Here is a 12,217-nt window from a genome sequence, read left to right as displayed (position 1 = left end):
GTCCGACGCCACGGCATCCGTTTTCCACAGGGCGAGGGGATTGGTATTACCGGTCGCGGCCGGGGGCATACGGCGGACCGGGGAGCGTTCCCCACCGCCGTACGGGAGGAGGCGGCCGACCCCCGTACGGCCGTCCTCCCCCGTCCGGGCGGTCACGCGGCACGAGGAAGTCGGTGCCGGCGCGGGCGGTCGGTATGGGCCTCGGTCGTGGCGGCCCGGCGGGCCTCCTCCTCTCGGCGGGCGGCGCGGCGGCCGCGTACGGCCACGCGGGCGAGGCGTTCGTCCTCCGCCCGGCGGAGCAGTTCGGCGGAACGGAGTCGCTGGAGTTCGTACTCGATCACGGTGTGTCCCCTGTGAGTTCGGTTTCGGGCTTCGCTTTCTGCGATGCCTCCACCTTCGTCGCCCAGGGGGGTGTGCCACATCGGGAGAGTTCCGCATCTTGGGGCGGGCGCCGGGCCCTGGACGCGCGTAAGGGGCCTCAGAAGCTCCGTAAGGTGCTTACGGATGCCCTAAGGCCCCTTGTGAACGGGGTGATTCAGCTCGTGGTCGGCAGTGCGAGGAGCGCGTCGGAGTACTTGAGGACGGCCAGGAGCAGGCCGATGACGCCGAGCGAGACACCCGCCCAGGCGACCGACTTGATCCAGGGGGCCTGCGGCCTGCCGGGTGCGCCGAACGCGGGCCGGGCCAGGACGGCGACACCGGTGATCAGCGCGGTGAGGGCGAACAGGCCGGCCCACAGTGCGGTGGTGTGCCAGGCGTCGCCGTACATCTCCTTGATCTGCTTGGCGACGGCCGCGTTCGACGCGGTCCGGAGCTGGCCGATGAAGGTCTCGCGGGCGGCGGCCACGGTGCCGATCCAGCCGCCCGTGAGCGAGACGAGGCCCAGGACGGCGGAGACGACGGCGGCGGCGCCCTGGCCGACGCCGGAAGGCCCCTCGGCCTCGGTGACCTCCACCGCCGTCTCGTCGCTCTGCAGGTCGTCGCTCTTCAGATCGTCGTGCTTCGCGTCATCGCTCTTCGCGTCGTCGTTCTTCACCTCGGTGCCGTCCTCGGCACCGTCGACTGTCTTCGTTGCCATGCCCCGCACCGTACGGAGGCTCTCTGAGAGGTCTTTTAATGATCGCCGCGGGACGCACGCGCGCGTGCCGCACGCCACTCGGGGGCGAGCACCGACCACACCTCGATGTCGTGCCGGACGCCCCGGTGCAGGCGGCTCTCGCGGAGCACCGCGTCCCGGGTCATCCCCAGCCGCCGGGCGACGTTGATGCTCGGCCGGTTGGCGGAGGCCGCGTACCACTCCACGCGGTGCATCCCGCGCTCGTCGACCGCCCAGTCGACGAGGACCGTGATCGCGCGGGTGACGAGCCCCCGCCCGGCCGCGGCGGGCTCCAGCCAGCAGCCGACCTCGCAGTTGCCCTGTGCGGCGTCGAAGGTCCGGAACAGCACCCCGCCGACCAGCTTCCCGTCCAGCCAGATCCCGTGCAGGCTGCCGCTGTCCGCGGCGCGCTTCTCGGCGTAGGAGGTGAGCAGGGCCCGCGCGGAGTCCACGTCCGTCTCCCGCGCCCCGAAGGTGATGTACTGGCCGATGAACTCCCGCCCCCGGTCGAGGTGCGCGAGGAACTCCCCGGCGTGCCAGGGCTCCAGGGGGCGCAGCTCCGCGCCGTCGTCACCCAGGGAAATCGCGTACATCCTGCCGCCGCTCCTTCGTCAGTTCCTCCATGGCCTCGGTGAGCCTCTCATGGGCGGCGCGGCACTCGGGCGGTTCGATGCTGATCCGTGGCATACGGCGGTCCAGCCAGCGTGGGAGCCACCAGTTGGCGCCGCCGAGCAGATGCATCAGGGCGGGCACGAGGAGGGTGCGCAGGACGAAGGCGTCCAGGGCGACCGCGGAGGCCAGCGCGATGCCGAACATGGCGATCACGCGGTCGCCGCTGAGCACGAAGGCGAGGAAGACCGAGATCATGATGACCGCGGCGGAGTTGATCACCCGGCTGGTCTCGGCCAGTCCGACGCGGACGGCCCGCCGGTTGTCGCCGGTCTCCAGCCACTCCTCGTACATCCGGCTGACCAGGAAGACCTGGTAGTCCATGGAGAGTCCGAAGAGGACCGACACCATGATCACGGGAAGGAAGGGCTCGATGGGACCGGCCCGGCCGAGGCCGAGCGGTTCGCTGCCCCAGCCCCACTGGAAGACCGCGACGACGATGCCGAAGGCGGCGGCGACGGCGGCGATGTTCATGGCGGCGGCCTTCAGCGGGATGCCGAGCGAGCGGAAGGCGAGCAGGAGCAGCACGCAGCCGAGTCCGATGACGACGCCGACGAACAGCGGCAGCTTGCCGACGATCACCGCGGCGAAGTCGTCGTAGCCGGCTGTCACTCCGCCGACCTGGATGTCGAGCGAGGTGCCGGTCTCCGCGCGTGGGAGGACCTCGGTGCGCAGCCGGTCGACCAGGTCACTGGTCCGCTGCGACTGGGGCGCGGAGTCGGGGACGACGGTGAGGTAGGCGGTGTCGCCGCCGGTGTCGAACCTGGCAGGTGTCGCCGAGGCGACGCCCGCGGTCTCGCGCAGGGTGGTGTCGAGGTTGTCGAGGGCGAGCCGGTCCGCGGCGCCGTCGACCCGGGTGACCAGCGTCAGCGGGCCGTTGACGCCGGGTCCGAAGCCCTCGGCGAGGAGGTCGTACGCCTGTCGGGTGGTCGACGCCTTGGGGTCGTTGCCCTGGTCGGACGTGCCGAGGCGGAGGGAGAGCGTGGGCAGCGCGAGGGCCGCGATGACGGCCACGGCGACGGTGCCGAGCAGCTTGGGGTGGCGCTCGACGAACGCGGACCAGCGGGCGGCGAGTCCGGTTGGCAGCTCCGGCTGCGGCCCGCGCTCGGCCAGCCTGCGCCGCTCCCGGCGGCTCAGGGCGCGGGGTCCGATCCAGGACAGCAGGGCGGGCAGCAGGGTGACGGAGGCCGCGACGGTGAGCACGACCGTCAGCGAGGCGGCGACGGCGACGCCGTTGAGGAAGCTCAGCCGCAGGATCAGCATGCCCAGCAGGGCGATGCAAACGGTGGCGCCCGCGAACACGACCGCGCGGCCCGTGGTGGCGACGGCGTCGGTGGCGGCCTCGGTGACGGTCAGGCCGCGCTTCAGCCCGCGCCGGTGTCTCGTCACGATGAAGAGCGCGTAGTCGATGCCGACGCCCAGCCCGATGAGCATGCCGAGCATGGGCGCGAAGTCGGCGACGGTCATGGCGTGCCCGAGCAGCACGATCGCGGCGTACGCGGTGCCGACGCCCACCAGCGCGGTGGCGATGGGCAGCAGCGAGGCGGCGAGCGAGCCGAAGGCGAGGAACAGCACGACGGCGGCGACGACCACGCCGACGGCCTCGGCGACATGCCCGGTCGACGACTCGGTGAGCCCGACGGCGCTGCCGCCGAGCTCGACCTGGAGCCCGTCGGCCTCGGCGGACTTGGCGGCGCGGACGACGGCCAGGGCCTCGGACCTGTCGATGTCCTCGGCCGGGGCGGCGAAGGTGACGGTGGCGTACGCGGTGTGCCGGTCGTGGCTGACGCGACCGGTGCCCCGGCCCTCGTAGGGGCTGGTCACGGACGACACGCCGGGCAGGCCGGCGATCTCGTCGAGGGTGCGGGTCATCGTCTGCTCGACGTCGGCGGCGCGGACGGTGCCCGAGGTGGTGTGCCAGACGACGGTGTCGGTGTCGCCGCCGAGGCCGGGGAAGCCGTCCCGCAGCAGCTGGGCGGCGCGGCCCGACTCGGTGCCGGGCACCTCGTAGTCGTCGGAGTACGCCGAGCCGGTGACGGCGGCGGCCGCGGTGGCCCCGCCGAACGCGAGGAGCCAGAGCAGAACGGCGACCAGGCGGTGCCGGACACACCAACGTGCAAGGGCTGCCACGGACGTGCTCCCAGTTGACGATTTGAGGATCTTTGACCGGGAAGGATCGTCCATGAACTGAACAGCCCGCAAAGAACGCATGAGCAATCGCAGGACACTCTTACAGGCGAATGTGATCGTTTATCGCGTTCCGGGGGTTCTTCACCAGAGTGGGAGACAAGTCACAGGACAGTTCCGTGAACTCTGTCGCCGCGCCGGGTACTTCAGTCGAACTGGTCCCCGAGCGCCATGATCATCGTCCCCACGATCAGCAGCCACAGCGCCCGGCGGGTACGGCCCCGGGAGCCGAGCACCGCGGCGAACGCGCACACGGCGGCCCCGACGGCGTAGGCGGCCGGGACGAGCACCGGCGCGGCACCGCTCAGCCGCAACAGGGCCGCGGCCAGGCCCGCGAGGGACAGCAGGGCTCCGGTGCCGGTCGCCGTCCAGCGGGCCCGGCGCGCCTCCACAGCGGGGTCCTCGTCGTCTTCGTCTGCGTCGTCCGCGTCGTGCATGCCGGCTGCGCCGTCCACCTCGGCCGTCTCGGTTCGGGTATCGGAATCCGTGCGTCCACTCATGGCGGGCGAGCGTAGTACGTGTGCCTGAACAATCCGGGTGCGGGGAGCGGGAAGCGCTGTTAGCGTCCCGGCGTCCGCAGTCCCGGAAGCCGGCACCTCGCCGCCGACCGAAGCAGGTGCGTTGTTTGACGGTCCGACCGAGCTCCTACGCATACCTTTCCCGTACGAAGGACTCAAGGAGCCCGTTCACCGATGTCCGACAGCATGTCCGACGCCACATCCAAGACCCCCGAGACCTCCGAGACCTCCGACAGCGCGCTGGCTGACCGCCTGACCGATCCCCGCCACCCGCGCAGCGACCGCTACGACGTCCGCTGGACCATCGAGAACCAGATGGGCCCGCACGCCCTGTGGCTGCTGGAGTGGCTGGCCCCCGCGCTCGGCCTGGCGGACCTGCGCCCCGGGGCGCGCGTCCTGGACCTGGGCTGCGGCCGCGCCATGACCTCCGTCTTCCTCGCCCGGGAGTACGACGTCCAGGTCGTCGCCGCCGACCTGTGGGTGAAGCCCGACGACAACGCCGCTCGGATCGCCGAGGCCGGTGTCGCCGACCGGGTGCTGCCCGTGCACGCCGAGGCGCACGCCCTGCCCTTCGGCGAGGGGACGTTCGACGCGATCGTCTCCGTCGACGCCTACCAGTACTTCGGCACGAACGATCTGTATCTGCCCACACCGACCCGGCTGCTGAAGCCCGGCGGGCGGATCGGGGTCGTCGTACCGGCACTTCGGGAGGAGCCGGCGGGCACGGAGCCTCCGACGCATCTCGCGCCGTGGTGGGAGCCGGACTTCTGGTGCTTCCACTCCCCCGAGTGGTGGCGGCGCCACTGGACGCGCGGCGGGGCCGTCGAGGTCGAGGCGGCCGACTGGCAGCCGGACGGCTGGCGCGACTGGCTGCTGTGGTGCGAGGTGGTCGCCGAGGAGAGCACGGACGAGTTCCACGTCCGGATGGCGGGCCGGTGCGCGGAGATGCTCCGCGCGGACGAGGGCCGCGCACTGGGCTTCGTACGGGTCGTGGGACGCCGGAAGTAGCCGTACGGCCCCGGAGGCGACGCCTCCGGGGCCGTACTGCACACGGGACTCAGCCCTCGCCGACGCCCAGCTTCGCCAGGATCAGCTCCTTGACGCGGGCCGCGTCGGCCTGGCCGCGGGTGGCCTTCATGACCGCGCCGACCAGGGCGCCCACCGCGGCCACCTTGCCGCCGCGGATCTTGTCGGCGATGCCCGGGTTGCCGGCGATGGCCTCCTCGACGGCGGCCGTCAGCGCGCCCTCGTCGGAGACGACCTTCAGGCCGCGCTTCTCGACGACCTCGTCCGGGGTGCCCTCGCCCGCGAGGACGCCCTCGATGACCTGACGGGCCAGCTTGTCGTTGAGGTCACCGGAGGAGACGAGCTGGGCGATCCGGGCGACCTGCTCGGGCGCGATGGCCAGCTCGTCGAGCGCCTTGCCCGACTCGTTGGCGCTGCGCGCCAGTTCGCCCATCCACCACTTGCGGGCGGAGGCCGCGTCGGCACCGGCGTCGATCGTGGCGACGATCGGGTCCAGCGCGCCGGCGTTGAGGATCGCCTGCATGTCGGTGGCCGTGATGCCCCACTCCGCCAGCAGACGGGTGCGGCGGGCCAGCGGCATCTCCGGCAGCGCGGCGCGGATCTCCTCGACCCACTCGCGGGAGGGGGCCACCGGGACGAGGTCGGGCTCCGGGAAGTACCGGTAGTCCTCGGCCTCCTCCTTCACTCGGCCCGAGGTCGTCGACCCGGTGTCCTCGTGGAAGTGGCGGGTCTCCTGGACGATCGTGCCGCCGCCGCTGAGCACGGCCGCGTGCCGCATGATCTCGAAGCGGGCCGCACGCTCCACGGAACGCAGCGAGTTGACGTTCTTCGTCTCGGAGCGCGTGCCGAACTTGTCCCCGCCCTTGGGCATCAGCGACAGGTTCACGTCGCAGCGCATCTGGCCCATCTCCATACGGGCCTCGGACACGCCGAGCGCCCTGATGAGCTCGCGCAGCTCACGGACGTACGCCCGGGCGACCTCGGGAGCGCGCTCCCCGGCACCGACGATCGGCTTGGTGACGATCTCGATGAGCGGGATGCCGGCGCGGTTGTAGTCCAGCAGCGAGTGCTGCGCGCCGTGGATACGGCCGGTGGCGCCGCCGACGTGCGTCGACTTGCCGGTGTCCTCCTCCATATGGGCGCGCTCGATCTCCACGCGGAAGGTCTCGCCGTCCTCCAGCTGTACGTCGAGGTAGCCGTTGTAGGCGATCGGCTCGTCGTACTGGGAGGTCTGGAAGTTCTTCGGCATGTCCGGATAGAAGTAGTTCTTCCGGGCGAAGCGGCACCACTCGGCGATCTCGCAGTTCAGCGCGAGACCGATCTTGATCGCGGACTCGACGCCGGTCGCGTTGACGACCGGGAGCGAGCCGGGCAGGCCGAGGCAGGTCGGGCAGGTCTGCGAGTTGGGCTCGGCGCCCAGCTCGGTCGAACACCCGCAGAACATCTTCGTCTTGGTGCCGAGTTCGACATGGACCTCAAGGCCCATGACGGGGTCGTACGACGCCAGCGCGTCCTCGTACGACACCAGGTCGGTCGTGGTGGTCACGGTGAAACTTCCCTCTCAGCCCAGCAGGACGTCGTCGTCGCCCAGCCGCTTCAGCTCGCGGCACAGGATGGCGAGGCCGGTGACGATCGCGACCGCGGAGACGGTGGCGTCGATGAGCCGCAGCGTGTCGTGCTCGGCGCGAGCCTTCTTGATCTGCTTGGTGACACCGATCGCGCCGAACGCGGTCGTGGCCATCGACAGGTACGTACCGGACTTGGACTTCTTGAAGCCCTTGGCCTTCGACAGTGCTTTGCTCACAGCGACGGAGCCTCCTCCAGCAGCGGGTGACCCCACTTTTCCACGAACGCGGCCTCGACAGCGGCGCCGACCTTGTAAAGACGGTCGTCCTTCAGCGCCGGGGCGATGATCTGCAGACCGACCGGGAGGTTGTCCTCCGGGGCCAGGCCGCAGGGCAGCGACATGGCCGCGTTGCCCGCCAGGTTGGTGGGGATGGTGCACAGGTCGGCGAGGTACATCGCCATCGGGTCGTCGGCGCGCTCGCCGATCGCGAAGGCGGTGGTCGGCGTCGTCGGGGAGACGATGACGTCGACCTGCTCGAAGGCCTTCTCGAAGTCGCGCGTGATCAGCGTGCGGACCTTCTGGGCGGAGCCGTAGTACGCGTCGTAGTAGCCGGAGCTCAGCGCGTACGTGCCCAGCATGATGCGGCGCTTGACCTCGGGGCCGAAGCCCTCCTCACGGGTGAGGGAGGTGACCTCCTCGGCCGAGTGGCTGCCGTCGTCGCCGGTCCGCAGGCCGTAGCGCAGGCCGTCGAAGCGGGCGAGGTTGGACGAGCACTCGGACGGGGCGATCAGGTAGTACGCCGAAAGGGCGAGGTCGAAGGACGGGCAGTCCAGTTCGACGATCTCGGCGCCCAGCTCCTTCAGCAGTTCGACGGACTCGTCGAAGCGCTGGATGACGCCGGCCTGGTAGCCCTCGCCGCGGAACTGCTTGACCACACCGATCCGCATGCCCCGCACGCTGCCGTTGCGGGCGGCCTCGACCACCGGCGGCACCGGGGCGTCGATGGAGGTGGAGTCCAGCGGGTCGTGTCCGGCGATCACCTCGTGCAGGAGCGCCGCGTCCAGGACCGTACGGGCGCAGGGCCCGCCCTGGTCGAGGGAGGACGAGAAGGCGACCATGCCGAACCGGGAGACCGCGCCGTAGGTCGGCTTCACGCCGACCGTGCCGGTGACGGCGGCCGGCTGGCGGATGGAGCCGCCCGTGTCGGTGCCGATGGCGAGGGGGGCCTGGAAGGAGGCGAGGGCGGCGCTGGAGCCACCGCCGGAGCCGCCGGGGATCTTGGTGAGGTCCCAAGGGTTGCCGGTCGGCCCGAACGCGCTGTTCTCGGTGCTGGACCCCATGGCGAACTCGTCCATGTTGGTCTTGCCGAGGATGACCACGTCGGCGGCCTTCAGCCGCTTGGTGAGCGTCGCGTCGTACGGCGGGATCCAGCCTTCGAGGATCTTCGAACCGACGGTCGTGGGAACGCCCTCGGTGGTGAAGATGTCCTTGAGCGCGAGGGGGACGCCGGCCAGCGGCCCGAGCTTCTCCCCCTTCGCCCGCTTCTCGTCGACGGCACGGGCCTGCGCCAGGGCGCCCTCGCGGTCGACGTGCAGGAAGGCGTGCACCTTCTCGTCGACGGCCTCGATCCGGGCGAGGTGGGCCTCGGTGACCTGGACGGCCGTGAGCTCGCCGGAGGCGATCTTCTCGGCGGTCTCGGCGGCCGTGAGTTTGATGATGTCCGTCATGGATCAGTCCTCCCCCAGGATCTGCGGCACCTTGAAACGCTGCTGCTCCTGGGCCGGGGCGCCGGAGAGCGCCTGGGCGGGGGTGAGCGAGGGACGGACCTCGTCCGCGCGCATGACGTTCGTCAGCGGGAGCGGGTGAGAGGTCGGCGGTACGTCTTGGTCGGCGACCTCGCTGACGCGTGCGACCGCGCCGATGATGTCGTCCAGCTGGCCTGCGAAGTGTTCGAGTTCTTCGGGCTTCAGCTCCAGACGCGCCAGCCGGGCGAGGTGGGCGACCTCCTCGCGCGTGATGCCAGGCATGCAGCGATCCTCTGGGGTGAGAGTTTGTGGTTTGGGCCCAATCCTATGGGGCGGGGTGCGGTGAACGTTAAACGGTTTGCTCAGCGCTCCGGCCCTCGGCGTTGGGCGTCCCAGGCCGGGCTGTGCAGGAAGTGGTTGTCGTACAGGTCCTGCACCCCCAGAAGGCTCTCCGGGGTGTCCTCGCCGAGGGCGACGCGCCGCAGGTGGCGGAAGTACTCGAAGCGCTCGACGCCCGGCGTGATGACGATGAGCAGGTCGGCGTCGCAGCCGGGGACGGCGGCGAAGGCGTGCGGCCTGCCGGGCGGGACGACGACCAGGTCCCCGGGCCCTGCGGTGACGATCTGCTCGGCGGAGAGCAGTTCGGCGGCGCCGTCGAGCACGAAGAACATCTCGGCCGAGCCGTCGTGGCGGTGCGGGGAGGCGCCGTCGGCGCCCTGGGTGAGAGTGACGCGCTGGGTGGACAGGGCTCCACCCGTACTGCCGCTGTCGGCCAGCAGCCGGACGGTGGTGGGCGCACGGCCGACGACCTCGGCCTCCGCCTCCCGGACGACCACGGTCTCGTCGAATGTCGGAACGATCAGGGACATGGCTGGTGGCATCGTCTTTCTGTACGGGTCCCGTGCCGGATTCCGTACCGGTCCCGTACCGGCCGGCCGGTGCCGGACAGCCCCTGCCGGGCTAGCCGATCAGCCCCGGGTCGTCCGCGGCGGCCGCCGGGAGGGCTGCCCTCGGACGCTGCCAGCCCTGGGAGCCGCGGGCACGCAGCCACGCCGTGGTCTCCTCCGGCGGCATCGCCGCGGCGACCAGCCAGCCCTGTACGGCGTCGCACCCCAGGTCGCGCAGCCGCTCCCAGGTCTCGTCGTCCTCGACGCCCTCGGCGACGACCAGCAGCCCGAGGGAGTGCGCCAGGTCGACCGTGCACCGCACGATCTCCGCGTCCTCCGTGTCCACGGCCAGCCGGGCGACGAACGACCGGTCGATCTTCAGTTCGCTGACCGGCAGCCGGCGCAGATGCACCAGCGAGGAGTAGCCGGTGCCGAAGTCGTCCAGGGACATCTTCACGCCGTGCCCGGTCAGCCCGGCGAGGGTGTCGGCGGCCCGCTGCGGGTCCTCCAGCAGCACGTGCTCCGTTATCTCCAGTTGGAGCGCTCCCGCCGGAACGCCGTGCCGGGCGAGCCGCGCGGCCACCGAGCCGGCGAAGCCGGGCGTGTGGACGTCACGCGGGGAGACGTTGACCGCGACCGGCACCCGCAGGCCCTGCGCACGCCACCGGGCGACCTGTCCGAGCGCCGTCTCCAGCACGTACTCCGTCAGATGGGGCATCAGCCCCGAGGACTCGGCGATCGCTATGAACTCGTCCGGTGGCACCTTGCCGCGCTCGGGGTGCACCCAGCGGACCAGTGCCTCCAGCCCGGCGACCTGGCCGTCGAAGCGGACCTTGGGCTGGTAGTGCAGCTGGACCTCGTGCGCGTCCAGGGCCCGGCGCAGATCGCCGAGCAGGCCGAGCCGGTCCGGGGTGTTGGAGTCCCGCTTGGACTCGTACACCTCGACGCCCGTGCGGTCCCGCTTCGCCTGGTACATCGCCACGTCCGCCCGGCGCAGCAGTCCCTCGGCGTCCAGGGCGTGGTCGGGGAAGACGGCGACACCCGCGCTGGCCTCCAGGACGAGGGTGAGTCCGTCGAGGTCGAGCGGGGAGCTGAGGGCGGCCACCAGGCCGCGCGCGACCCGGGTCGCCGACGTCGTGGAGTCGGCGACGGGCAGTAATACGGCGAACTCGTCACCGCCGAGCCGGGCGGCCTCCGCGCCGCGGGGCAGTGCCAGCCGCAGCCGGTCGGCGATCTGCAGCAGCAGCCGGTCGCCGGCGAGATGGCCGAGGGTGTCGTTGACCGAGCGGAAGCGGTCGAGGTCGATGAGCATCAGGGCGGCCCGGGCGCCTATGCGTTCGGCGTCGTCGAGGGCCGTCCAGATCCGCTCCAGGAGCCACTGCCGGTTGGGCAGGCCGGTCAGCGGGTCGCGCAACTGCTCCTCCGCCCGGGCCCGGGCTATCCACAGGGTGGAGTCGAGGGCGACGAGGGGGATGGAGAACAGCGGGAGCAGGACCGGCTGGTCGTCGGCGACCACACAGACCAGGGGGGCGATACCGAGCAGCGCGACCGCGACCAGACCCTGTCTGACCAGGGCCGTCCGGGCGACGGTGGGCAGTCCGCCGCCGCGCGGGGCGTGCAGATACCACAGCAGACCGCGGGTGACGGCGAGATAGGCGGCCGCGACGAGGACGACCTCGGGGGCGGTGGCGACGGTCCAGTCGTCGGGGTTCCAGTGCGACTCGACGGTCGGTACGCGGCCGAAGGCGCCCAGCACCAGGGCGCCGGCGCCGATGCCGAGGATGTCCACCGCGCCCTGCAGCACGCCCTGTCGCCAGCGGTTGCGGCGGGCTATGCCGACCAGGACGACGACGGTCAGGCTGACCATGCCGGCGGGCACCCAGCCGTAGAGCAGGAGTACGGCGAGGGTGAGGGCGGCGCCGGAGCCGGTGCCGCCCCACCAGCGGGAGCGGCCGAGCATGACCAGATGGCCGACGATGATGCCGGTCAGCACGGCCAGCGACCAGCCGACCGTGCCGGACGGGAAGAGGGCGTGGCCGCCGGTGAACGCCCGCAGGAAGCCGACGCCCAGCGCGAGCCCGGCGGCCGCGACGACGGCCGCGGGCAGCGCGGGCCAGGACGGCCGGCGTTCGTGGTCCGCGCCCGGCAGGGCCGGGGCGGCCTCGATGGCCAGCGGCGCGGCCAGGGGGGCGGGGCTGCGCGGGTCCGTCGCGACATGCGGTCCTGCGGCGCGGACCGCCGCGCCCGCCCGCTCGGCGGCCCGTCCCGGCCACCGGCTCCCGCGCCATGCGCCCATCTTCAGGCGCAGGCGCAGCCGTGAGTCAGGGGCGGCGCTCTCGGTCGGTTCCATTCCCGTCCCTCTCACAGCCGGCGGTGCCCACGCCACGCGGTCCGCTGCCCGACGACCATCAACGGCTCCGCGTTGGAAAACCCTTCCCCGTGCTCATCAGGAGCACGGGGATGCCCCGACCGCAGCTGGGCACGGCAGGCGCACATCTCAACAGTAGGCCGCGGAAGGCTTC

Annotated in this window: 12 protein-coding genes; 1 reads left to right on the top strand and 11 read right to left on the bottom strand. The window is 71.7% G+C overall.

The genetic code is table 11. The annotated features are described in order from the left end of the window. Positions 1–152: 152 nt before the first annotated feature. The 5 genes from AB0I54_RS40340 to AB0I54_RS40320 all read right to left on the bottom strand — a co-directional run bounded on the left by AB0I54_RS40340 (position 153) and on the right by AB0I54_RS40320 (position 4,452). A complete protein-coding gene (locus AB0I54_RS40340) occupies positions 153–341 on the bottom strand; it encodes a hypothetical protein (protein WP_363301308.1) in 189 nt (62 codons plus the stop codon). 194 nt (positions 342–535) lie between these two features. Continuing rightward, positions 536–1,078 (bottom strand): hypothetical protein, encoded by a 543-nt coding sequence (locus AB0I54_RS40335; RefSeq protein ID WP_363301307.1) that lies wholly within the window; start codon positions 1,076–1,078, stop codon positions 536–538. Positions 1,079–1,113: 35 nt separating this feature from the next. Then, positions 1,114–1,689: a GNAT family protein gene (locus tag AB0I54_RS40330; protein ID WP_363301306.1), complete on the bottom strand. Its 576-nt coding sequence runs from the start codon at positions 1,687–1,689 to the stop codon at positions 1,114–1,116. Then, entirely contained in the window at positions 1,667–3,895 is a 2,229-nt protein-coding gene (locus AB0I54_RS40325) for an MMPL family transporter (RefSeq protein ID WP_363301305.1), read from the bottom strand. The genes AB0I54_RS40330 and AB0I54_RS40325 overlap by 23 nt, the downstream gene beginning before the upstream one ends. A gap of 203 nt (positions 3,896–4,098) precedes the next feature. After that, positions 4,099–4,452 (bottom strand): hypothetical protein, encoded by a 354-nt coding sequence (locus AB0I54_RS40320; protein WP_363301304.1) that lies wholly within the window; start codon positions 4,450–4,452, stop codon positions 4,099–4,101. 204 nt (positions 4,453–4,656) lie between these two features. Here AB0I54_RS40320 and AB0I54_RS40315 point away from each other — a divergent pair, with 204 nt between their 5' ends. Continuing rightward, positions 4,657–5,478: a methyltransferase domain-containing protein gene (locus tag AB0I54_RS40315; RefSeq protein WP_363301349.1), complete on the top strand. Its 822-nt coding sequence runs from the start codon at positions 4,657–4,659 to the stop codon at positions 5,476–5,478. A gap of 49 nt (positions 5,479–5,527) precedes the next feature. Here the strand turns inward: AB0I54_RS40315 and gatB are convergent, their stop codons facing one another. The 6 genes from gatB to AB0I54_RS40285 form a co-directional block, all read right to left on the bottom strand. Continuing rightward, the gene (gene gatB, locus AB0I54_RS40310) at positions 5,528–7,042 is read right to left on the bottom strand and encodes an Asp-tRNA(Asn)/Glu-tRNA(Gln) amidotransferase subunit GatB (RefSeq protein ID WP_363301303.1); all 1,515 of its coding nucleotides are present in this window, start codon (positions 7,040–7,042) and stop codon (positions 5,528–5,530) included. 15 nt (positions 7,043–7,057) lie between these two features. Then, on the bottom strand, positions 7,058–7,300 hold the full coding sequence (locus AB0I54_RS40305) for a hypothetical protein (protein WP_363301302.1): 243 nt from the start codon (positions 7,298–7,300) through the stop codon (positions 7,058–7,060). After that, the gene (gene gatA / locus AB0I54_RS40300) at positions 7,297–8,790 is read right to left on the bottom strand and encodes an Asp-tRNA(Asn)/Glu-tRNA(Gln) amidotransferase subunit GatA (RefSeq protein ID WP_363301301.1); all 1,494 of its coding nucleotides are present in this window, start codon (positions 8,788–8,790) and stop codon (positions 7,297–7,299) included. The genes AB0I54_RS40305 and gatA overlap by 4 nt, the downstream gene beginning before the upstream one ends. A 3-nt stretch (positions 8,791–8,793) precedes the next feature. Continuing rightward, complete coding sequence (gatC, locus tag AB0I54_RS40295) at positions 8,794–9,090, bottom strand: Asp-tRNA(Asn)/Glu-tRNA(Gln) amidotransferase subunit GatC (RefSeq protein ID WP_067164579.1); 297 nt, start codon at positions 9,088–9,090, stop codon at positions 8,794–8,796. 80 nt (positions 9,091–9,170) lie between these two features. Then, positions 9,171–9,677: a cupin domain-containing protein gene (locus AB0I54_RS40290; protein ID WP_363301348.1), complete on the bottom strand. Its 507-nt coding sequence runs from the start codon at positions 9,675–9,677 to the stop codon at positions 9,171–9,173. A gap of 91 nt (positions 9,678–9,768) precedes the next feature. Next, positions 9,769–12,045, bottom strand: a complete 2,277-nt coding sequence (locus tag AB0I54_RS40285; protein WP_363301300.1) for a bifunctional diguanylate cyclase/phosphodiesterase — start codon at positions 12,043–12,045, stop codon at positions 9,769–9,771. Between the last annotated feature and the right edge of the window lie 172 nt (positions 12,046–12,217).

Source organism: Streptomyces sp. NPDC050625 (genome assembly GCF_040654755.1).
Classification (GTDB): domain Bacteria; phylum Actinomycetota; class Actinomycetes; order Streptomycetales; family Streptomycetaceae; genus Streptomyces.
Note: the sequence above shows the minus strand (reverse complement) of the source record. Positions and strands in the feature narration are given on the sequence as shown.

Excerpts from the sequence above, each read along its gene's own strand:
- AB0I54_RS40335 (WP_363301307.1), bottom strand. The coding sequence starts at position 1,078 with ATGGCAACGAAGACAGTCGACGGTGCCGAGGACGGCACCGAGGTGAAG.
- AB0I54_RS40330 (WP_363301306.1), bottom strand. The coding sequence starts at position 1,689 with ATGTACGCGATTTCCCTGGGTGACGACGGCGCGGAGCTGCGCCCCCTG.
- AB0I54_RS40320 (WP_363301304.1), bottom strand. The coding sequence starts at position 4,452 with ATGAGTGGACGCACGGATTCCGATACCCGAACCGAGACGGCCGAGGTG.
- AB0I54_RS40315 (WP_363301349.1), top strand. The coding sequence starts at position 4,657 with ATGTCCGACGCCACATCCAAGACCCCCGAGACCTCCGAGACCTCCGAC.
- gatA (WP_363301301.1), bottom strand. The coding sequence starts at position 8,790 with ATGACGGACATCATCAAACTCACGGCCGCCGAGACCGCCGAGAAGATC.
- gatC (WP_067164579.1), bottom strand. The coding sequence starts at position 9,090 with ATGCCTGGCATCACGCGCGAGGAGGTCGCCCACCTCGCCCGGCTGGCG.
- AB0I54_RS40290 (WP_363301348.1), bottom strand. The coding sequence starts at position 9,677 with ATGTCCCTGATCGTTCCGACATTCGACGAGACCGTGGTCGTCCGGGAG.
- AB0I54_RS40285 (WP_363301300.1), bottom strand. The coding sequence starts at position 12,045 with ATGGAACCGACCGAGAGCGCCGCCCCTGACTCACGGCTGCGCCTGCGC.